Annotated in this window: 14 protein-coding genes; 5 read left to right on the top strand and 9 right to left on the bottom strand. The window is 74.4% G+C overall.

What is annotated here, in order from left to right; all coding sequences use genetic code 11:
* The first annotated feature begins 2 nt into the window (after nt 1–2).
* Both ABIC29_RS14410 and ABIC29_RS14405 read left to right on the top strand, forming a co-directional pair.
* The gene (locus ABIC29_RS14410) at nt 3–1,142 is read left to right on the top strand and encodes a winged helix DNA-binding domain-containing protein (RefSeq protein WP_354246416.1); all 1,140 of its coding nucleotides are present in this window, start codon (nt 3–5) and stop codon (nt 1,140–1,142) included.
* A 73-nt stretch (nt 1,143–1,215) separates the two neighbouring features.
* Complete coding sequence (locus tag ABIC29_RS14405) at nt 1,216–1,596, top strand: DUF1304 domain-containing protein (protein ID WP_354246413.1); 381 nt, start codon at nt 1,216–1,218, stop codon at nt 1,594–1,596.
* Nucleotides 1,597–1,607: 11 nt separating this feature from the next.
* Here ABIC29_RS14405 and ABIC29_RS14400 read toward each other — a convergent pair whose 3' ends face one another.
* The 9 genes from ABIC29_RS14400 to ABIC29_RS14360 are packed head-to-tail and all read right to left on the bottom strand — an operon-like array spanning nt 1,608 to nt 16,926.
* Nucleotides 1,608–2,363, bottom strand: coding sequence for a hypothetical protein (locus ABIC29_RS14400; protein ID WP_354246411.1), 756 nt, complete (start codon nt 2,361–2,363; stop codon nt 1,608–1,610).
* Nucleotides 2,360–3,193 (bottom strand): PP2C family protein-serine/threonine phosphatase, encoded by an 834-nt coding sequence (locus ABIC29_RS14395; RefSeq protein ID WP_116080278.1) that lies wholly within the window; start codon nt 3,191–3,193, stop codon nt 2,360–2,362. The genes ABIC29_RS14400 and ABIC29_RS14395 overlap by 4 nt, the downstream gene beginning before the upstream one ends.
* A complete protein-coding gene (locus tag ABIC29_RS14390) occupies nt 3,190–4,668 on the bottom strand; it encodes a DUF5684 domain-containing protein (protein WP_116080277.1) in 1,479 nt (492 codons plus the stop codon). The genes ABIC29_RS14395 and ABIC29_RS14390 overlap by 4 nt, the downstream gene beginning before the upstream one ends.
* The gene (locus ABIC29_RS14385; protein ID WP_354246406.1) at nt 4,665–7,289 is read right to left on the bottom strand and encodes a transglutaminase domain-containing protein; all 2,625 of its coding nucleotides are present in this window, start codon (nt 7,287–7,289) and stop codon (nt 4,665–4,667) included. Before ABIC29_RS14385 ends, ABIC29_RS14390 begins: the two co-directional genes overlap by 4 nt.
* Nucleotides 7,286–8,674 (bottom strand): DUF58 domain-containing protein, encoded by a 1,389-nt coding sequence (locus ABIC29_RS14380; protein ID WP_116080275.1) that lies wholly within the window; start codon nt 8,672–8,674, stop codon nt 7,286–7,288. Before ABIC29_RS14380 ends, ABIC29_RS14385 begins: the two co-directional genes overlap by 4 nt.
* Nucleotides 8,671–9,636 (bottom strand): AAA family ATPase, encoded by a 966-nt coding sequence (locus tag ABIC29_RS14375; protein ID WP_116080274.1) that lies wholly within the window; start codon nt 9,634–9,636, stop codon nt 8,671–8,673. Before ABIC29_RS14375 ends, ABIC29_RS14380 begins: the two co-directional genes overlap by 4 nt.
* A complete protein-coding gene (locus ABIC29_RS14370) occupies nt 9,633–9,779 on the bottom strand; it encodes a hypothetical protein (RefSeq protein ID WP_158551720.1) in 147 nt (48 codons plus the stop codon). The genes ABIC29_RS14375 and ABIC29_RS14370 overlap by 4 nt, the downstream gene beginning before the upstream one ends.
* Nucleotides 9,776–15,781 (bottom strand): Ig-like domain-containing protein, encoded by a 6,006-nt coding sequence (locus tag ABIC29_RS14365; RefSeq protein WP_354246401.1) that lies wholly within the window; start codon nt 15,779–15,781, stop codon nt 9,776–9,778. Before ABIC29_RS14365 ends, ABIC29_RS14370 begins: the two co-directional genes overlap by 4 nt.
* The gene (locus ABIC29_RS14360) at nt 15,781–16,926 is read right to left on the bottom strand and encodes a serine/threonine-protein kinase (protein ID WP_354246398.1); all 1,146 of its coding nucleotides are present in this window, start codon (nt 16,924–16,926) and stop codon (nt 15,781–15,783) included. Before ABIC29_RS14360 ends, ABIC29_RS14365 begins: the two co-directional genes overlap by 1 nt.
* A gap of 196 nt (nt 16,927–17,122) precedes the next feature.
* Here ABIC29_RS14360 and ABIC29_RS14355 point away from each other — a divergent pair, with 196 nt between their 5' ends.
* From ABIC29_RS14355 to ABIC29_RS14345, 3 genes are all read left to right on the top strand, one after another.
* Nucleotides 17,123–17,728, top strand: coding sequence for an acyltransferase (locus tag ABIC29_RS14355; RefSeq protein ID WP_116080271.1), 606 nt, complete (start codon nt 17,123–17,125; stop codon nt 17,726–17,728).
* Nucleotides 17,729–18,125: 397 nt separating this feature from the next.
* Complete coding sequence (locus tag ABIC29_RS14350; RefSeq protein WP_354246394.1) at nt 18,126–19,628, top strand: sugar transferase; 1,503 nt, start codon at nt 18,126–18,128, stop codon at nt 19,626–19,628.
* A 14-nt stretch (nt 19,629–19,642) separates the two neighbouring features.
* Entirely contained in the window at nt 19,643–20,275 is a 633-nt protein-coding gene (locus ABIC29_RS14345; protein WP_354246391.1) for a hypothetical protein, read from the top strand.

The raw sequence follows: 20,275 nt of genomic DNA, 5'->3' as shown, positions 1-20,275 counted from the left end.
GCGTGGACGGGGCCGCGCTTCGCGCGCTGCGCCTGCACGTCCAGGGGCTGCGCCATCCGGTCGACGCGTCGGCGGCCGAGTCGGTGCGACGCTTCGGCGCGGTGCAGGCGCAGGAGTTCGTGCCCGCCCAATGGGGGCTCGCCCAGCGCGTGCCGGCCGAGGCGAGGCCGGATGCCGCGACGGTCGCGGCCGACCTCGATGCCGGTCGCATCCTCCGCACGCACGTGCTGCGCCCGACGTGGCACTTCCTGCACCCCGACGACGCCCGCTGGGTGCTCGAGCTCTCGGCCGAACGCGTGCACCGGGCGAACGGGTCCATGTACCGGGCGACCGGGGTCGAGGGCGAGGTCGCCGTGCGCGCCGTCGACGTGGTCGCCGCGACGGTCGCCGGCGGCCACCGCACGAGGGCCGAGCTGGCCGAGGCCCTCGCAGCGGCCGGCCTGCCGTCCACGGGCGTGCCGATGGCCTACGTGCTCATGCGCGCCGAGCTCGAGCGCGTCGTCATCAGCGGCGCGAACGCGGGCAAGCAGCGCACCTACGCCGCATTCGACGAGCGGGTCGGGACGGCGTCGCCGCGCGATCGGGCCGACGCGCTCGTCGAGCTCGCGCAGCGCTACATCGCCTCGCGCGGCCCGGTGACCGACCGCGACTTCGCGGCGTGGTCGGGGTTCACGCTCACCGACACGCGACGCACCTTCGCCGAGGTCGTCGAGCGGGCGGATGCCGCGGGCCGGCCCATCGCGACCGTCGACGCCGATGGGGTGGGTCACCTCGTCGAGGCGGCCGCACTCGAGCCGCCGGCCTCCGGCGCGGAACCCCGGGAACCGACGCCCACGGTGGACCTGCTGCAGGCCTACGACGAGTACATCATGGGCTACGCGCCGCCGCGGACCTACCTGCATCGACCGGGCGACGCCGGCCTGCACGCCGAGTTCCCGCTGCACGCGCTCCTGCTCGACGGCGTCATGGTGGGCCGGTGGGCGCCGCCCGCGGCATCGGGCACGCCGACCGTGCGGATCGTTCCGTGGATCGCGTTCACGCCCGACCAGGAACGCGCGCTCGCGTCATCCGTCATCGAACTCGAACGGTTCCTCGGCACCGAACTCAGCGTCGCCGTCGAACCGGAGACATCGCCGGGCTGATCCCCGCGCGCGGCAGCGGCCGTGCTCCGCGCGCCCGCCCCGGCACCGCGCACCGCCTCGATACGATCGCGGCATGCTCGTCATCGCCAGCGTCTTCGTCGCCCTCGCGGCGCTCCTGCACGGCTACATCTTCCTCATGGAGAGCGTGTGGTGGACCAGGCCCTCGACCTGGAAGCGCTTCGGCGTGGCCGACCAGGCGGCCGCCGACATCACGAAGCCCATGGCCTACAACCAGGGGTTCTACAACCTGTTCCTCGGCCTCGGCGCCGCGATCGGCCTCGTGCTCTTGTGGACCGGTTCCGACGAGGCCGGGCGCGCACTCGTGCTGTTCGCCACGGCCTGCATGTTCCTCGCCGCGGCGGTGCTCACGACCACCGGGCGGGGCTACCTGCGGCCCGCGCTCATCCAGGGCACCCTGCCGCTGATCGGATTCGTGCTGTTCCTGTTCTCCTGAGCGACGCCGCGTCAGCCGGCGAACGCGAGCACCGCGACGACCACGAGGCCGGCCACGGCGAGCACGCACGAGGAGGCGAAGGCCGCGAGCACGACGATCGCGGACCGGCGCGAACGACGTGCCACCGACGGGAGCGCCTGCGCGGGATCGCGGGTCGGGTCGTCGCCCCATGCGGACACGCGGGGCGGCGGCGCGGCGACCTCGATCGGCCGCGCGGCGTAGTGCTCGAGCAGGCCGGGGCCGCGGCCGACCTCCGCCGTGCTCAGCACGTCCTCCGACACCGGCGCGGGCGCCACGCGCCGCCCTCTGCGGGTCGGCGCGTGCATCACCGCGTCGTCGGCAGCGGTCGGCAGCGGCGACCGCACGACGGTGCGCTCGACGACGACCGTCTGGTCGACGGCCTCTGCGCCGTCTGCCCGGTCACCGGCACGGGATGCGCGGCGCCCCACGACGATGGTCTCGTCGGCGTCGTCCGAGGCCGCGTGCGACTGGTCCGTGCGCTGCACGACGACCGTCGCATCGGCATCCGCATCGGCATCCGCATCGGCATCGGCATCGGCATCCGCATCCGCAGGGGCCGGCGCTGCGCGGCGCACCACGATCGTCGCGTCGGCGTCGGCGTCGGCGTCGGTGTCGGCCCCGGGCGCGGCATCGGACGTCGGGCCCGGCGGCGGCGCGCCGATGGCGAACGGCGCACGGGCGACCACGATGGTCTCGTCGGCGTCGAGATCCGCGGCGAGCAGCTCGCCCGGGTTCACCGCGCTCATGCGCGCCCCCGCACGGGAATCGTCGTGTGATCGTCATCGGATGCCGCGGCGCCCGCTGAGCGCACGACCCCCGTCGTGGCATCCGTCGGCTCGTCGATGCCGCCCGCGATCACGTCGACGACCACGACCGTGATGTTGTCGCGACCGCCGGCCTGACGCGCACGCTGCACGAGCGCGGAGGCCACGGACTCCGCGCGACCGCCCATCGTGAGGGTCGCCCTGATCGCCTCGTCGCTGACCTCGCCCGTGAGCCCGTCGCTGCAGATGAGCAGCCGCTCGCCGTTCACGACCGGAAGCAGCCAGCTGTCGGCCGTGCTGTCGGGGCCGCCGATCGCGCGCGTGATGACGTTGCGCTGGGCGAACGCGTCCCGATCCTCGGCACGCAGCTCCCCGGCGTCGACGAGCTCCTGCGCGAGCGAGTGGTCGACCGTGACCTGTTCGAGCTCGGTGCCGTGGTGGCGGTAGACGCGCGAGTCGCCCACGTTGAAGACCAGCCAGGCCGGCTCGCCCTCGTCGTCGACGAGCGCGACACCGGCGATCGTGCTGCCGGCACCCCGTTCGGTGGTCTCGGCGACCGCGGCGACGGCGGATGTCGCATCGGCGAGCGCCGCGCGCACCTGGGCGATGGTCGCGATCGGGTTGCCGACCACGCGCTCGCGGAACGCGGCGATGACGGCGGCGCTGGCGCGATCGCCGGCCTCGTAGCCGCCCATCCCGTCGGCGACCGCGAACACGGGCCATTCCGCGAGCGCCGAATCCTCGTTGGCGCGGCGGACGAGCCCCACGTCGGTCGCCGACGCGACGGCGAGCCGTACCTGGTGCGCGCTCATCGGCCGGGAACGCCGGCGGTCGGCGGGTCGCGGTCGATGCGGACGCTCAGCGTTCCGAGCACGAACCGGTCGGGGACGGGAGTCGGCACGCCGGGGTCCAGCAACCGGTCGACACCCTCCCAGTCGGGCACGAGCACGCCGTTCGTCGAGTCGAGGTCGGTGATGCTCCACTGCTCCCCGTCGAGGCGGAGCACGGCGTGCGTCTTCGACAGCGTACGACTCGGGTCGGGCACGACGAGGCGCTGCTCCCCGGCGCTCGCGTTCGCGGCGCGCGGGTTGCGTCCGAGCAGCACGACGTCGCCCACGAGCCGAAGCGGTTCGGCGCCGTCGGCCACGAGACGCCAGGTCACGATCGGCTTGCGCGCGACCACGACCGTGCGGTCGAGCAGGTCGTCCTCGAGGTCGTCGTCACCCGTCACGACGGATCCGGCGGCGAGCGGCTCGGCGAAGGCCTGCGAGGCGACCGGACCCGACCATCCGACCGGGGCCTGCGAGGCGACCGGGGCCTGCGGCGCCGAGAGGGCGGTCTCCTCCGCCACGGCGAACGCCGCGGGCGCGACGGGGGGCAGCGTCGGCAGCATCGGGCTCGCAACCGGCGCTGCGGTCGGCGCTGCGGTCGGTGCTGCGGTCGGTGCTGCGGTCGGTGCGACCCTGGCGGCGTCCGGCTGCGCGACGGCGGGCATGACCGGAATGGGCTCGATGCGACCGGGGATCCGCGACACGGGGTCGGCGATCGGGAAGGCGGGCGAATGCGCAGGGGCTGCAGACGCGACGGGCGCGTTCCGCGGGGCGGGGACGATCGCGGGCGCCGCGGTCGGCGCGGGCAGCGGCGGGATCGGCCCCGCGCCGCGCGGCTGCAGGTCGGCCCACGCCGGCAGGATCGGTGCGGCGTCGCCCGCGGGCCATCCGGACGGAGCGGTCGCAGCCGGAGCCGGCACCGCCGGTGCAGCAGCCACGGCCGGCGCAGCAGGCACGGCCGCAGCAGGAGTGGCCCAGCCCGACGCGACCGCCGCGATGGACGCCGCGAGGGGGCCGCCGGGCGCCACGGGCGGGATCGCGCCCGTCGAGGCGCCGCGCACCGGCATCCGCCCGCGTTCGGGATCGGGCGACGGCCCGGCCGCGAGCACCGTCGCCCAGACCGGGGGCAGCAGCACGCCGAGGACGGTCGTGCCGACGCCGCGCCAGTACTTCCCGCTGATGCGGTGCAGCGCCATGACCTCGAACACGAGTCCGACGACCTGTGCGATGGGCACGACGAGGAGCAGCGCGAGCCACGGGTTCTGCCCGCCGAGCCGGAACACCTGCATCTGGCTGTACACGGGCACCCAGGCCGACCACGGGGCCATGCCGAAGTGCGCGAACACCTTCGCGAGCATGACCGAGTACCAGACGTAGACGCCGATGCCGATCGCGAACGAGGCGACGACCATGATCAGGGTGACGGCGGCGAGCTGCTGGGCATCTGCAGGGGTCATCGGGCGGGCTCCTCGAGTGCGGCGCGGTCTGGGGTGACGGTTCTGACGAGCGAGGCGAACGAGAGCCGGGCCGAGACCCGGCGTCGGGCACGCGCGTGGGCGGTGAGTTCGGCCCGCTCGGCGTCCACGATCGCCCATGCGGCGTCCGCGTCGCCGGCGTCGGGCGGGTCTCCGGCGAACACGGCTCGTTCGACGAGGGCGGCGAGCGAGCTCGCGGCAGCGCGTCCGGAGCTGCGAGCGGTCTCCGCACGGCTGCCGAGCTCGCCCTCGAGCACGCCCTGATCGACGTAGAGGTCGATGAGGTCGTCCCAGGCGCCGACGATGCGCACCTCGGCGAGCGGCTCGCGACGCCGGCGACGCGAACGCGACCCCTTCGCGACCAGCAGCACGAGCACCGGCAGCAGCAGCAGCGCCATGGCCGCGACGCCGAGCGCGGTCCACCGCACCCAGGCGGCGAGGACGATCGGCCCCGCGGCATCGTCGCCCGCCGGCGCCGCCTCGGCGTCGCTCGACTCGCTCTGCGCCGAGGGCGGGTCGATGGTCACCGTCTCGGGCCGGTCGGGGGTCGTCGGATGCTCTGGAAGCTGCTCGCCCTCGCGGATCAGGCTCGGCGCGACCTCGAACTGCGGGGTCGCGTCGATCGGCGTCCACCCGCCGGCGGCGGGAACGCCCGCACCGCCGTCGGCAGCGGCAGCTCCGGACACCTCGGCCCACACCGAGAGCGCACCGCCGGCGCACACCTCGGTGCAGGTCGCGACACCCGGCACGTCCTCGGAACCGGCGAGCCGGAAGCCGAGCACGACGCGCGAGTCGTAGCCGAGCGCGCGGGCGAGGAGCGCGACCGCGACCGCGAACTGCTCGTCGTCGCCGACACCCGCCACGAGTGCCGCATCGGATGCCTCGGGGCCGGCCAGTCGCTGCTGGTCGACGAGCTGCGTGAACAGCGCCTCGATGCGCGCCTTCGAGTGGCCCGAGTAGCTCGGGATGAACGTGTAGCCGCCGCCGAGCCCGGCGATCCACCCCGCAGCGTCGGGGCCGTCGACCGCCGCATGGCTGAGGTAGCCGCGGTCGCGCAGGCGGCGCACGAGCTCGAGGAAGCCGGCTGACGTGTCCGGCTGCTCCTGCAGCGCGATCCACGCGGCGAGCGCAGGGTACGCCTCGGCGTCGAGCAGCGGCGTCGCGCCGGGCTCGTCCAGGTCGGCCGAGGGGTCGGGGGACGCGACGAGCCGGTACTCGTCGCCGGCCACGAGGCCGCGGGTCGTCGTCGCGGCCTGCGCCGCGGCATCCGGAGCCGGGTCGTCGGAGGCCGCGTCGGGGGCCGCGTCTGAGGCCGGTCCGGCCGCGGCCTTCGCGATGTCGATCGAGGTCGCGCCGTCGCCCGAGCGGTGGAAGCCGTCGTCGAGCACCGCGGCGCGCGCACCCGCGAAGTCGGGCGCGGCGCGCAGGCCCTGCGGCGCCGGCACCCAGATGCCCGCGTAGCCGGGCTCGACCGCGACCGTGAACTCGACGTCGCCTGGCGCACGGCCCGCGGCCCGCGGCAGCCGGCTGAATTGCGACGCCGCGCTGTCATCGGAGCCGGACGCGACGTGGAAGGTCTCGCCGTCGTAGGCGTCGAGCGTCGCGAGGCGCAGCCGTTCGACCCCCGACGTGTCGCCCTCGACCGTGAGCCACGGCTCGTCGACGCGACCGGCGGCGAACGCCGAGCGGTAGGTCGCGAGCGGGGTGGAGGTCTGGCGCAGCACGACCTCGGGGTCGACGCGGTCGCGCAACGCCTCGCGCTGCGCGAGGCCGGCGGCGGCGGGCGTGACCGCGGCACCCGCGACGAGTGCCACGACCACGAGTGCGACCGCGAGCGAGCGGCGCCTGAGCGCCGACCACTCCGTGAGGGTCGACCGCTGCACCGTGTCGGCGGAGGCACGGCGCAGCGCGACCGCACGGATCGAACGCGACCGGAGCAGCAGCCAGGCGAGGGCGGCGACGGCCCCGCCGACCGCGACGACCAGCTCGCGCGGGGCGGGCACCGTGACGGGCCCGAGCACGAGCGACCCGCTGAGGGCGCTCGACCCGAACACGAGCCCGAAGCCCGACATGGCGAGCCCGACGACGACCGCGAACGGCGACACCCGACGATCGGGGGCGACGAGCAGCGCGGCCACGAGCGTGCCGACGAGCATCACGAGCAGGAACGGCACGAGCACCGCCTGGTACTCACCGAGCGGCAGCGAGAGCGTGAGCAGTTGCTTCCAGCCGACGACGACGCCCACGAACCCGTCGCGGATGCCGCGCAGCCATACCATCGGCGCGCCCACCGCACTCGGGATCGCGACCGGCACGACGACCAGCGCGAAGGCCACGGCCGTCGCGGGCACCAGCAGCAGCGCCCGCGCGACGCCGCCGACCGGCACGCGGCGGGCGGCGAACGCCAACCCGAGCCCCGCGAGCATGCCCACGGCGGCGGCCACCGGCATCCGCATCGATTCGTAGATCGGCCACGCCGCGATGGTCGCGAGCACGCCGGCGACGACCACGTACGAGATGCCGAGCGCGGTGCGCCCGCCCGAGCCGCCCGGCGTGCCCGTCGCACGCGTCGCGGTCGGCGATCCGATCGTCGGGCCGCTCATCGCACGGCCCCGCGGGCGAGCAGCTTGGGCAGGTCGTCGAGGCGCCCGACGGTGAGCACCGTCAGCTCGCGCGAGTGACGTGCGGTGGGCTCGGCCTCGGGCTCGCAGCGCACCGCGACCACGGTGATGCCCGGCGGCAGCGTGATCGCGGCGCGACGCAGGCGCTGCAGCGGCACGAGCGAGCCGGTCACGAGGAACGCGATCGAGAGGTCGCCGAACGACTGCGCGACGAGGGTCGCCACCGATTCGAGGCGGATGACGCGAGCACCCGCCCCCGCGGCCGAGCCGCCCCGAAGCGTCGAGACGCCGTCGAGGAGGGAGCGCGGGGTGACCGTCGGCAGCGAGCGCATCGCCTGCACGGCACCTCGGTCGGCGGTGTCGAGCTCCGAGCTGACGCCGACGAGCACGTCGCGGCCCTCGCGCACGCCCTGCACGCCGAGCGAGGCCGCGGCGCTCACGGCGACCTCGAACTCGTCGTCGTCGGTGTAGCCGTCGAGGTCGAGGTCGAGCAGCACCGCGATGCGCGCGTGCCTCGACTCCTCGTACTGGCGCACCATGAGCCGGCCCGTGCGTGCCGTCGACTTCCAGTGCACGTGCCGCTGCGAGTCGCCCGGGACGTACTCGCGCACCGCGTGGAACGACAGGTCGGCGTCGACGAGCGCGCTCGACGGCGCGCCCTCGAGGTCGCGGATCAGCCCGGCGCTCGACGGCGGCAGTGGGACGGTCACGGGGTGCACGTGCACGCGCTGCACCTCCGGCCAGCGCATCTCGCGCCGCAGCACGCGCAGGGGGTCTCCGCGCGAGACGGTCATCGGGCCGACGTCGATGACGCCACGGCGCTGCGCGGCGATCACGAGCCGCTCCTCGTGGTGCGCGCCGCCCCGCAGGAGCGGGATGTGCGCCTCGACGAGCCCCTGGCCGACGGGGATGTCGACCACGCTCGGCATCGACGGCCGGGACCCGCGGTTCACCAGGTCGAGCGTGCCGCCGATCTCTGACCCCGCGACCACCCGGTCGCGATCGAGGTCGAGCCGCACACGATAGTCGTGCGCGCCGAGCAGGAACGGCACGCAGACGAGCAGCAGGCTCGCCGACATCGCCGCGACCACCCATGCCTCGAACCAGCCGAATGCGGCCCCCGCCGCGACGCCGCCCACCACGATCGCGACGAGCAGCAGCCCGGCGGGCGACACCGTCTCGCGCACCCAGTCGCGGGCGCGCGAGAGCGCGGCGACCACCGAGCGCACGCCGCGGCGCGCTCGAGCGGCGCCGGAGGCCACGCGGCCTCGACGCGTCTGGGCGAACCTCGTGACCGTGGCGCCACGGGTCGAGGTGACCGTGTCGGTGGTCGCGGGTTCGCGGAGGAGCGGGCTGGACTCGGTCACGCCACCCCGTTCTCCCGGGGAGCGAGCACGTCGAGCAGGATCTGGTTGATCACGGCGACCGAGGTCACGCCGTCGAACTCGGCCTCGGGTTCGAGCACGAGCCGGTGTGCGAGGGCGGCGACGGCGAGGCTGCGCACGTCGTCGGGGGTCGCATACGTTCGCCCGGCGGCGGCCGCCCACGCCATGGCGAGCTTCGAGAGCGCGATCGCGCCGCGCACGCTCACGCCGAGCCTGACCTCGCTCGCGCGGCGGGTCGCGTCGACGATGCGCATGATGTAGTCCGACACGATCGGGTTGACGTAGACGCCGCGCGAGAGCTCGGTCATCGCGACGATCGTGTCGGTGCCGACGATCGCCTCGAGCTTCGGCTTCGGCGCGCCGACCGCCTGCAGGATCCGCATGGTCGACGCCTCGTCGGGGTAGCCGATCGACGTCTTCACCGAGAACCGGTCGAGCTGGGCCTCGGGCAGGCGGTAGGTGCCGCCCTGCTCGATCGGGTTCTGCGTCGCGATGACGAGGAACGGGTTGCCGACCGGGCGGGTGACGCCGTCGATCGTGACGTTGCCCTCCTCCATGACCTCGAGCAGCGCGGACTGGGTCTTCGGGCTCGCACGGTTGATCTCGTCGGCGAGCACGACGTTCGCGAACACGGGCCCCGCGTGGAACTCGAACCGGCCGGCCTTCTGGTCGTAGACGGTGATGCCGGTGATGTCGCCCGGCAGCAGGTCGGGCGTGAACTGCACGCGCGACGAGGTGCCGTGGATCGTCTCGGCGATCGCGCGCGCGAGCGCCGTCTTGCCGGTGCCGGGGGCGTCCTCGAGCAGCACGTGCCCGCCGCTCACGGCCGTCGCGAGCACGAGCTCGACGACGTGCCGCTTGCCGAGCACGGCCTGCTCGACGTTGTCGGCGATGAGCGAGAACGTCTCGGCGAACCAGGCGGCTTGCTCGGGTGCGATCGTCACGGTCGGTGATCCTCTCGGGTGGACTTCAGGTCTTCGGGGTCTTCGGGGTCTTCGGGGTCTTCAGGTCTGTTCGGGTCTGTTCGGCCGCCGGCGTCTCGGCGAGCGGATGCCGCGGGGTGCCCGGCGCCGGCGGTGCGGGTCACGGCACGGTCGGCGTCGTCGGCCCCGGCCCGGCCGGCGGGTCGGGCTCGCAGAGCGTCGCCGTGCGCGGAATGGGCGCGAGGTCGGCGAACGCCCCCGTGAACACGAGGGTGTACGTGACCGATCGCGGGGCCGCCGGGTCCGGCACGGCCCAGGTGCGGATCACGGCGGATCCGGCCGCGGCGGCCGACACCGTCGCCCCGACCTCGAACACCGTCACGGCCGCCGTGTCGGCGGGGGCCGCGAGGCATCCGGAATCGAACGTGACCGTGACCGGCGCCGGCGCCGTCTTCGCGGTGACGGGCAGCTCGTTCGAGCAGTACGACCGGCCCCGCTCGTGGCACTGCCTGACGAAGACCTGGCCGGGGTTCGCCCACTCGCCGACGGCCGACGCGAAGTCGGTGGTCCAGTCGGTGAGGTCGGAGCGGTACTCGAGCCGGAAGTCCTGCAGTGCCGTGAGGTTGGGGCCCGTGAGGCCGTAGCGGTACGTGTCGCCGCCGGCGGAGGGCGTCGTCGCGACGGTGTACCCCGCGTCGCCGGTGGGGGCCTCGACCATCGTGTACAGGAACACCTCGGCCGTTCCGGACACCGCGATGCCGTAGCCGTTCGTGGCGCACGCCTTGACCCGGTACTGCTGGTACTGCGAGAGGCCGCCGATGGCCGGGGTCGACGAGACGACCGCCGACCTCGCGTCGTAGGAGAGGGAGCCGTCGCCGTCGGCCCAGCACTGCGGCTCGCCGCCGTCGCGCCACGCGAAGTACACGAGCTCGCTCGGCCGGGAGCTCTGGTTCGTCGAGAGCCCGACGCCCGACACCGCGAGCGACGTGTTCGCCGTGGCGGTCGCCTCGATGCGGTTCGGCTCGAGGACCGGGGCGCCGGCGACGGTCACCGGGGTCGCGACCGTGCCGCCCTCGTTGCCGCCTCGCCCGGTCGGCGGCTCGAAGATGCTCGCCGGCACGAGCGTGATCAGGTGCGGCCCCGGCGCGAGGACGAGGTCGGCGACCGTCGTCGACCCCTGGCGCTCGATGACCTGGCCGGTCTCCTGCACCCGGAACGAACGCGCATCGCGATCCGCGGAGATGCGCACCTCGGCCACGCCGGTCGATGGCGACGTCGTTCCCGCGCGGTAGACGGGGTCGATCGAGACGGCGGTGATGGCGGGTGCGCGGTAGCTCCACGTCGTCACCGCGCTCGTGGTCGACGAGGATCCGACGCTGTTCACGGCCCGCGCGGCGTAGTCGTGCCGGTCGCCTGGCGTGAGGCCGTCGATGCGGCACCACCAGGTGCCCGGGCCGTTCGGCGCGCAGGCGGCCGCGATCGGGCGCCCACCCTCGAGGATCTCGATGCCCGTCACGGCGGGGTGCGCGCGCATCGCCTCGCCGAGCGAGACCTCGAGCGTCACGCTCGACTCGGAGTAGTCGGCCGTCGAGACCGAGGCCGGCGGCTGCGGCAGGCCGAGCAGGTCGACGGTCACGCGCCCGGTGCCGGGTCGGCCCTGGGCGTCGGCGACCGCGAACGGCACGACGCACTCGCCGCCGAACGCGTTCTGGCCGGTCGGCCAGGTGACCGTGATCGATCGGTCGTCGGCGGCGCGCACGGTCGCCACCTGGCAGTTCGCGGCGCCCGATGCGAGCCCGGTGAGCTTCAGGCCGGCGCCCGTCTTGCCCGTGAACGGGTCGTACTCGCCCGAGAGGCCGACGACCTGCACGGTGCACGAGGCCCCCTGGTTCACCGAGCACTGGGTGCTGAACACGGCCCCGCGTGGCGCATCGGCGGGCGCCTGCCCGACGACGAGCGTGATCGCCGAGGTGAGCCCGCCGAACGCGCCGACGCTCACCGTCACCGTCTCGCGGGTGCCAGGACGGGCATCGGCCCTGGCCTCGAAGGTCACCGTGCCGCCCGCCTCCGTCACGAGGAACGCGCCGCCGGCGGCGGAGACGGCGTAGTCGAGCTTGGAGCGGTCGCCCTCGCGGCCGCCCTCCCACGTGGTCATCTCCTCGTAGAGCTTCACGCTCTCGGTCGCACCGGGCGCGACCGTGCGGCTCACCGCGGAGAGGATCGCCTGGGGGTCCTTCGGGACGATCGCGATCGGAACCCCGACCCACGACCACGCGGACTGCCCGTCGAGCCGCACCGGCACCAGGCAGACGTCGCTCCACGGGGCGTCGCGGCCCGCCGCGTACTCGGCCCCTCCGCCCGAGACCGAGGCGCAGGAGGCCGTGGCGCGCTGCACCCGGTAGGCCCCGCCGTCGACCTCGACCGGGTCGCCGGCTGGGAGGTCGAGGAGGTCTCGCACGTCGAACGCGACCTTCTGCTCCTCCTTCACCTCGAGCGGCTCGAGGTCGGCGCGCACCTGCACCCGAAGGTCGTCGCTCGCGGGCACCACGAGGAACCCGAAGGCCTCGACCTCGCGCCCGGCCCGATCGGCGCCGTGCACGCGGAACGGCACGAGCCCTCCGTCGGCCGTGAGCGGGCCGATGATGCGGTGGCCCTCGACGCGGTACCTCCCGTTCGGGCCGCTCGCAGCGGCGCCTCCGCCGTTCCAGATCTCGACCTCGAGCGCGTCGAGGTCGCCAGAGGCCCACACCACGTGCCCGGCGACGACGTCGAGCCCCACGTCGGGCAGGTCGGCGCGCGAACGCGCGGTCACGACCGTGTCGGAGACGAGCGGCGCGTCGGGCGACTCCGCCTCGGTCACGCTGACCACGATGAGGCCCTCCGCCGTGCTCGACGTGCGCTCCGACCGCACCGTGTAGCGGTACGAGTTGGTTCCGGCCACGTCGCCGGGATGCAGCACGATGCGGTCGTCGGCGAGCGAGGTCGAGCCGTCGACGAGGCCCGCGAGCCGCTCGTGCTCGGTGCTGCCCTCCGGCGCGTTCGGCACGAGGCTCACGAGCTCGAGCTCGCCCTGCGCGGGGTCGAGGTCGTTGCCGGTCGGCTGCACGGTCACGGGCGACGACGCACCCTGCTGCACGCGCACGTAGTCGCTGAACGTCACCGGCGCGGCATCCGTCACCGCGGCCGTCAACACGCCGACGCGGACCGTGCCCGTGCCGACCGCGCCGGAGGCGTCGCGCACCGTGTACTCGAACGCGGGCTGGGACGCCCCGGTTCCGGCGGCGGGAGCGGTGTAGACGATCGCATCCCCCTCGGCCGAGATGGTCGCGATGCCGAGGCCCGCGTCGGGCTGGGTCGCCGACGTCAGCACGGTGCGGTCGCCGTCGGGGTCCATGCCCGTCGACGGCACGGGGATGCGCACGCTCTGCCCGCTCAGCACCCTCGCGACGAGCGGATGCGGCTGCGGGTCGCGGTTGGCCCCGTCGGGCAGCACCGTGACCGTGACCGTCGAGTGGTCGAGCCGGTCGGGCGCCTGCTCGAGGCCGACCGCGTAGCCGAGCTCGTAGGTTCCGGGCTTCGACGGCGCGAGGTAGCGGACCTCGTCGCCGGCCGCGAAGGCGAGCTCGCCGTCGGCCCCGGAGGAGGTCACGTCGGCGTGCACGACGAGCCGCTCGGCGCGCGGGCTCACGTCGTTCCCCGTGACCGGGATCGAGATGAGCTCGCCGACGCGCATCGTGACCGTGTCGGGCATCGCGATCGGGCTGAGTCCGGCCGACGGCGCCACGAGGAACACGCTCAGGTCGCCGACCGCGGTCGCGCCCGCACCGTCGGCGACGCTCACGCGGGCGCGGCCGACGAGGCCGGGCTGTCCGTCGCGGGTCGTGCCGGTCGCGCGCACCTGCGACTGGGCCACCACGCCGACGTCGAGCTCGGGCGTCGTCGACACCGCGCCGGTGACGACGAGCACGCGTCCGCTCGTGTTCTGCACGGCGCCGAGCACGTCGATCATGGCGTCCTCGCCGACGCGGACGAACGCGGTCATGGGCGCGAGGGCGAGCGGAGCCCCGGCTGCGGCGACGGTCACGCGGATCGTCGCGGTCTGCTCGGCGCGGGTCACGACATCCTGCACCGTGAAGGTCGCGAGGTAGGCGCCCGGTTCGGCGGCACTGAGCTCGATCTCGCCGCCGGCCGTGTTCGGCACGACGGTGAGGCCGCCGCTGGCCGCGGTCGCGGTGGGCACCGCGTCGAGGAGCCGCATCGACCCCGAGCCGCCGCTGACGTGGTCGGCGATGCGCACGATCGCGTTCTCGCCGGCACCCGCGGTGACCGCGACGGGTGCGACCTCGAGCGCGGCGGTCGACGTGACGCGCAGGTCGAGGGTGGCCTCGGCCTCGGCGCCGAACGCGTCGACGACGGTGATGCGCACCTGCACCTGCTCGGTCGCGGCGTTCGGGTCGGTGTGCCGGATCGCCACGCGCCCGTCGGACATCGGCACGACCGAGACGGGCGCCGACGGGTCGACGGGCTGCGCGTCGGCGAGCACGAACGGGTCGCCCTCGGGGTCGACCCAGCCGGACAGCACCGAGACGAGCGCAGTGCCGCCGGGCATGAGCTGGGGGGTCGGCCATGTCTGCGTGCAGGCGTCGACGCCGCACCACACGGGCGCGCTGTTGACATCGTCGGGCACGACCGTGAGCGTGACGCCGACGGGCGCCGAGCTCGCAGATCCGTCGGTCGCGGCGTAGCTGAAGGTCGTGGATCCGGAGGTCGCGCGCACCCGGACGGTGGGGGTCTGGTCGTTCGCGGTGAGCGCGAGGTCGCCGAAGCCCGGGTCGGCGAGGCCGCCGGCGATCGAAGCGGGGTCGACCGTGAGCACGTCCTTCGAGTTCGGATCGTGGTCGTTCAGGAGCACCGGGAGCTCGACCTGGCCGCCGGCGCGCACGCCGAACCGGTCGGCGACCGCGACGGGGGGCTCCTGCCTGGCGAGGTCCTCGACGTCCTCGGTGCCGACGCGATCCTCGATCTCGTCGTCGAGGGACCACTGCTCGAGCGGCACGAGTCGCCCGTCCGGCACGGTCCACACGAGCCCCGACGTGGTCTCGTTCAGCACGGCGCGGTCGCCGTTGCCCCTGAGCACCGGCGTGACGGACTGCGGCCCGTCGCCTCCCAGCTCGCCCGCGGGCAGGTCGAGCGGCACGAGTTCGCGCGCCGCGCTCGTCCAGATGCCGCCGCCGTCGAGCGAGAGCCACGCGGCCACGAGCTCGCCGTCGACGACGATCGGCTGCGCAGGTGTTCCGGTCGCGTCGACGATGCGCTCCGACGCTCCCCCGTCGAGCGGCAGCTCGACGAGTCCTGCCGAGTCGGCGACGATGACGGATGCCGCGGCGGCGGCGCCCTGCTGCAGCTCGGCGTCGGCCTCGACGTCGACCTCGACGGGCTCGGGCAGGCCGGCGATCCACGCACGGCCCTCGGACGCGTCGAGCATCACCCAGCGGTCGCCGGCGAACGTGAGCTGCAGGCGGGCGTCGGCGACGGGCGGGTCGACGATCGCGATCTCGTCGCCGACGAAGCGGCCGGTGTCGGCGTCGTGCACGCGCACGGCCGCCTCGCGCGCCGAGTACAGGGCGACGAGGCCGGTCGGCGAGAGCCCGATCGCGGTCGCCGAGTACGTCTCGTCGTCGTCGCCCTCGGCCCGCCGTTCGGCGTACGGGTCGACCGGCACCGTGTCCTCGTCGACCCGGCCGACCTGCACGGCACCGGTGTCGGTGCGGTACGCGACCCAGTCGCCGGCCGCGCGCACCTCGCGCGTGCCGGTGGGCGTCGGCGCCGAGCCGCCGCCGTCCTCGGCGACGAGGTCGACCGGATCGGCCTCGTCGATCGCCCAGCGCTGCCGGAGCCCCTGGTTGTAGACGGAGGTCTCGGCGCCGACCTGCACGATCGTGCTCGGGTCCTCGACGTCGCGCACGAGGTCGATCTCGGCGAGGTCGGTGTTCACGCGCGCGTACTGTCCGGAGTCGCGGGTGACCCAGACCGAGGTCTCGAGGCGCGGCACCTCCTGCGCCTCGTAGCCGTTCGCGGTGACGGCGAGCGTGACGACGGTCGCGAGCGCGGCGACGCCGGCGACGGAGGCGATGACCGCCCCGCGACGCGCGGGGCGACGGGCCATCACAGCGCTCCAGACGAGAGCAGCACGGCCGCGGCGGCCGCGAGCACGACGAGCGCCGAACCCGCGCCGATCGCGACGGGCTTCAGCCAGGAGCCGCGGGAGCGGACCGGCGCGGGCGCGAGTCCGCCGGCGTCGATCACGCGACCGGTCGGACGTGCCTTCGCGACGGCGGCCGCACGGCCGGCACGGCGCGAGTCGGGATCCACGGTCGTGACGACGGGACCGCGGCGCGCGGCATCCGAGAAGTCGATGGGGGCCGCGGCCGCCCACTCGGGCGAGGCGACCTCGAGGCTCGTCGGCGAGACGCCGAGCTCGTACTGCGCCCAGCGGAGCTGCTCGCCGAACTCGGCCATCGAGCTGTACCGGCGGGCCGGATCGCGCTGCATCGCGGCGGACAGCACGGTGTCGATGCGCGACGGCACCCCGCGCGGGGCGAGCGGCGTGTACTTCGCGCCGAGCACGCGCCGCGACAGCTGGTCGACGGTGTTGCGGCTGCGGTCGGGGAGCTCGAAGGGGCTGTGCCCGGCGAGCAGCGTGTAGAGGGTCGCGCCGAGGCTCCAGACCTCGGTCGCGACGGTGCCGTTCGTGCGTTCGCCGAGCACCTCCGGCGCGCTCCACGGCACCGACATCGCGAGCGTGTCGCTGGATCCGTCGTCGCCGATCGAGCCCGCGATGCCGAAGTCGGCGAGCACGGGGGCCCCGAGGGAGTTCACGAGCAGGTTCGACGGCTTGATGTCGCGGTGCAGCAGGCCCGAGCGGTGCGCGGTCTCGAGGGCGCCCGCCATGCGCACGCCGATGTCGAGCACCTCGCCTGCGGGCATCGGGCCGCGCTTCACGCGGGTGCCGAGCGACTCCGGGCAGTACTCCATGACGAGGTACGGGCGGCCGTCGGACGAGATCGAGGCCTGGTGGATCGTGACGATCGAGGGATGCGCGCTGAGCCTCGCCATGGCGTCGGCCTCGAGTGTGAAGGTGCGGCGCGCCTCGGGGTCGATGACGTCGGCGAGCAGCACCTTGACGGCCGTCACGCGTCGCGGGAGGTCCTGCTCGTAGAGGAACACGTCGGCGAAGCCGCCCGTGCCGAGCGGGCGCACGTAGTTGTATCCCGCCAGGATCGGCGGTGCTGACGGCAAGCGCTTCGGCACGACCTGTTCCCCTTCTGCCGGCGTACGTGGACGCACCGGCAGACCGGTCGTTCGTCTCGGGATCGGATGCGGCGGCAACGGGCCCCGCCGCGGCATCCGCGGATATCCTAGGCGACCCGGCGCATCGGTCCGAATCGGTGACGCCGGCGCACGGCCGAGCCGGGCCGCGACCGGGACTCGGCGCTACCATCTCCCCATGGACAGCGCCGAGGATGCCGCGTCGATCGAGCCGAGCGCCGACGTCGACGAACGGGCGCGCCTCGGCGCGGGCGTGCGCGTGTGGCACCTGGCGCAGGTGCGCGAGCACGCCGAGATCGGGGCGGGCACGACCATCGGGCGCGGGGCGTACGTCGGACCCGGCGTGCGCATCGGGGCACGGTGCAAGCTGCAGAACCACGCCCTCGTCTACGAACCCGCCGTGGTGGGCGACGGGGTGTTCATCGGTCCCGCCGTGGTGTTCACGAACGATGCGAACCCGCGGGCCGTGAACCCCGACGGCAGCCTCCAGACCGGCGACGACTGGACGAAGGTCGCCGTGGTCGTCGGCGACGGCGCCGCCATCGGTGCGCGCAGCGTGTGCGTCGCCCCCGTGCGGATCGGCCGTTGGGCGCTCGTCGCCGCCGGCGCCGTCGTCACCCGCGACGTGCCGGACTACGCGCTCGTCGCCGGGGTCCCCGCGCGCAGGATCGGTTGGGTCGGCCCCCGCGGCGTCCGCCTCGAGGCCGTCGGCGACGGCGCGTTCCGCTGCCCGGTGAGCGGGGATCGCTTCACCGAGGCCGATGGGCTCCTCGCTCCCGGATGAGGGCTGCGTCGGGGCATCCGTCGGCGTCATCCCGCCACGTGCCCCGAACTGGGTTCTAGGGCGCAGCGCACAACGGCGGTACCTTGAGGCATTCCCGCTCCGGCCACGGCTTCTGGGCTCCGTGAATCGGCGGGTGAAAACTGTTCGCACGTGTCAGCGTGCGAGAGGCGCGGTGCCCCGGCACCGCGACTGGGCTACTGACGGACCGGCACCTTCCGGTCACGTATCGCGTTGAAAGCTCGCCCTCCCGAGGGCATTACCCGAGGCTATCCCGTGACTGCGCTCCCAACGCGCGGTGCGGCCGCGAACCCGAGTTCGCCGCGGCCGCATGCGCTCCAGCCCTGCGACGCCCGACCGCGCCGGCGGCCGTCGACCGGCCCGCCCGGCGGTGAGTCCCGTGGTTGACGCCCGCCAGCTGGCATCCGTGCCGCCACCGCCCCGCAGGCCACGCACCCACCTGCGCCTGGTGCCGGGCGGAGCCGGCACCTCCGCCCGCGCATGGGCCGCGGACTACCGAGCGCGGCTCGTCGTGTGCGACGTCCTCGTGGTCGCCGTCACGGCCTTCGCGGCCTTCGAGGCCGCCCTGCTCGTCGCCGGGAGGACCGCGCCCGTCTGGTCCACCGCCGCGCTCGCGATCATCGCCGCGGCCGTCTGGATCTCGGCGCTGGCCGCACTGCACACCCGCGACGAGCGGCTCTTCGCCGTGGGCGCCGAGGAGTACAAGCGCCTCATGAGCGCGAGCACCATCGCGATCGGCGTGATCGCGATCGCCTTCCTCAGCCTCGACGCCGCCGCGCCCAGCGCCTACCTGCTCGTCGCCTGGGCCATCGGGGTGCCGGTCCTGCTCGTCGAGCGGTGGAGCTGGCGGCGGTGGCTGAACCACGAGCGCCGGGCCGGCCGGTCGATCTCCCGGGCGATCGTCGTCGGAGATGCCGAGGACGTCGCGCAGGTCATCGCGCAGATGAGCCGGTGCCCCGCGGTCTACGCGATCGTCGGCGTCGCCGTCGACGGCCTCACCGCGAGGACGAGCCTGCCCGTCGGCGAGCGCACGTTCCCCGTGGTCGCCACGCCAGGTGCGGTGGTCGGCGCAGCGGAGCGCATCGGCGCGCAGACGATCGTGGTCGCCGGCACGGCATCGGGAGGCCCGTCCTTCGTGAAGCGGCTCGCCTGGCAGCTCGAGGGCACGTCGATCGAGCTCGTGCTCGCGGCCAGGCTGACCGAGGTCGCCGGCCCCCGCATCCACTTCCAGATCATCGACGACCTGCCGCTCATGCACGTCGACATCCCGAGGTTCGAGGGCGGCAAGCACGTCGCCAAGCGCGGGCTCGACATCGTCGGCTCCGCCTCGGCGCTCATCCTGCTGGCACCGCTCTTCCTCGCCATCGCGATCGCGATCCGGTTCGACGACGGTGGGCCCGCGATCTTCCGGCAGGAGCGGGTCGGGCGGGGCGGCCGCACGTTCACGCTCCTGAAGTTCCGGTCGATGGTCCCCACCGCGGAGCAGGACCTCGCCGCACTGGCGCACCGCGACGAGGGCAACGGCGTGCTGTTCAAGCTGCGCGACGACCCGAGGGTCACCCGCGCCGGACGCGTGCTGCGCCGGTACTCGCTCGACGAGTTCCCGCAGTTCTGGAACGTGCTCGTCGGCGACATGAGCCTCGTCGGCCCGCGCCCGCCCCTGGCGAGCGAGGTCGAGGGCTACGAGGCGCATGTACGGCGCCGGCTCTACCTCAAGCCCGGCCTCACCGGGCCGTGGCAGGTGGGCGGACGCAGCGACCTCGCCTGGGAGGAGAGCGTCAGGCTCGACCTCCACTACATCGAGAACTGGTCGCTGATCGGCGACGTGATGCTGCTCTGGCGGACCCTGTACGTCATGGTGCACCCCGTCGGGGCCTACTGACGGAGACGGAAGACATGACTGGGCGGCGCATCCTCATCATCGTGATCGCGTCGATCGCGCTCGTCGCCGGGCTGGCCGGCGTCGCGGGCGCGGTCTCGCAGGCGGACCGCTCGGCGCAGCGCGGCGGGCCGGGCGGCTCGACCGCGGCCCACGTCCTCGGCGACGCGCCGGCGCCGGAGCGTCCGGACGACGCCGGCGAGGCTCCCGTCGCGACGGCCTCGGCCGAGGACGCCCCCGACGAGGGAGGCCTCCCCCCTGTTCCGGACGACGAGCCGCAGAAGGAGCCGGTCGAGGCGCCGGCCGAGCCCGCGAGCCTCGTGGGCGGACGCGTCGACGGCTTCCCGGCGTTCATCCCGATCATCGAGGGGTCGCGGATCGTCGCGAGCGCCGTGACCGCGGACGGCGACCGCGTGCAGGCCACCCTCGACGCCGAAGCCCCGGAAGCGCCCGACGAGGTGCTGGTCCTGTTCCGGACGGCGTTCGCGGCCCTCGCGTTCGCGCCGGTCGACACGCCCTCGGTGGGAGGGCGCACCGCGATCACCTTCACCGACGGCGCCGACACCGTGGTCGTGACGGTGTCGGAATCCGTCACGGGCGGCACCGACTACTCCATCTTCGGGATCCTCACCGCCGGACGGGAGGGCTGA

The sequence above is a fragment of the Agromyces sp. PvR057 genome (assembly GCF_040547485.1).
Lineage (GTDB): Bacteria > Actinomycetota > Actinomycetes > Actinomycetales > Microbacteriaceae > Agromyces.
Note: the sequence above shows the minus strand (reverse complement) of the source record. Positions and strands in the feature narration are given on the sequence as shown.

Excerpts from the sequence above, each read along its gene's own strand:
- ABIC29_RS14405 (WP_354246413.1), top strand. The coding sequence starts at position 1,216 with ATGCTCGTCATCGCCAGCGTCTTCGTCGCCCTCGCGGCGCTCCTGCAC.
- ABIC29_RS14400 (WP_354246411.1), bottom strand. The coding sequence starts at position 2,363 with ATGAGCGCGGTGAACCCGGGCGAGCTGCTCGCCGCGGATCTCGACGCC.
- ABIC29_RS14395 (WP_116080278.1), bottom strand. The coding sequence starts at position 3,193 with ATGAGCGCGCACCAGGTACGGCTCGCCGTCGCGTCGGCGACCGACGTG.
- ABIC29_RS14390 (WP_116080277.1), bottom strand. The coding sequence starts at position 4,668 with ATGACCCCTGCAGATGCCCAGCAGCTCGCCGCCGTCACCCTGATCATG.
- ABIC29_RS14385 (WP_354246406.1), bottom strand. The coding sequence starts at position 7,289 with ATGAGCGGCCCGACGATCGGATCGCCGACCGCGACGCGTGCGACGGGC.
- ABIC29_RS14365 (WP_354246401.1), bottom strand. The coding sequence starts at position 15,781 with ATGGCCCGTCGCCCCGCGCGTCGCGGGGCGGTCATCGCCTCCGTCGCC.
- ABIC29_RS14355 (WP_116080271.1), top strand. The coding sequence starts at position 17,123 with ATGGACAGCGCCGAGGATGCCGCGTCGATCGAGCCGAGCGCCGACGTC.
- ABIC29_RS14345 (WP_354246391.1), top strand. The coding sequence starts at position 19,643 with ATGACTGGGCGGCGCATCCTCATCATCGTGATCGCGTCGATCGCGCTC.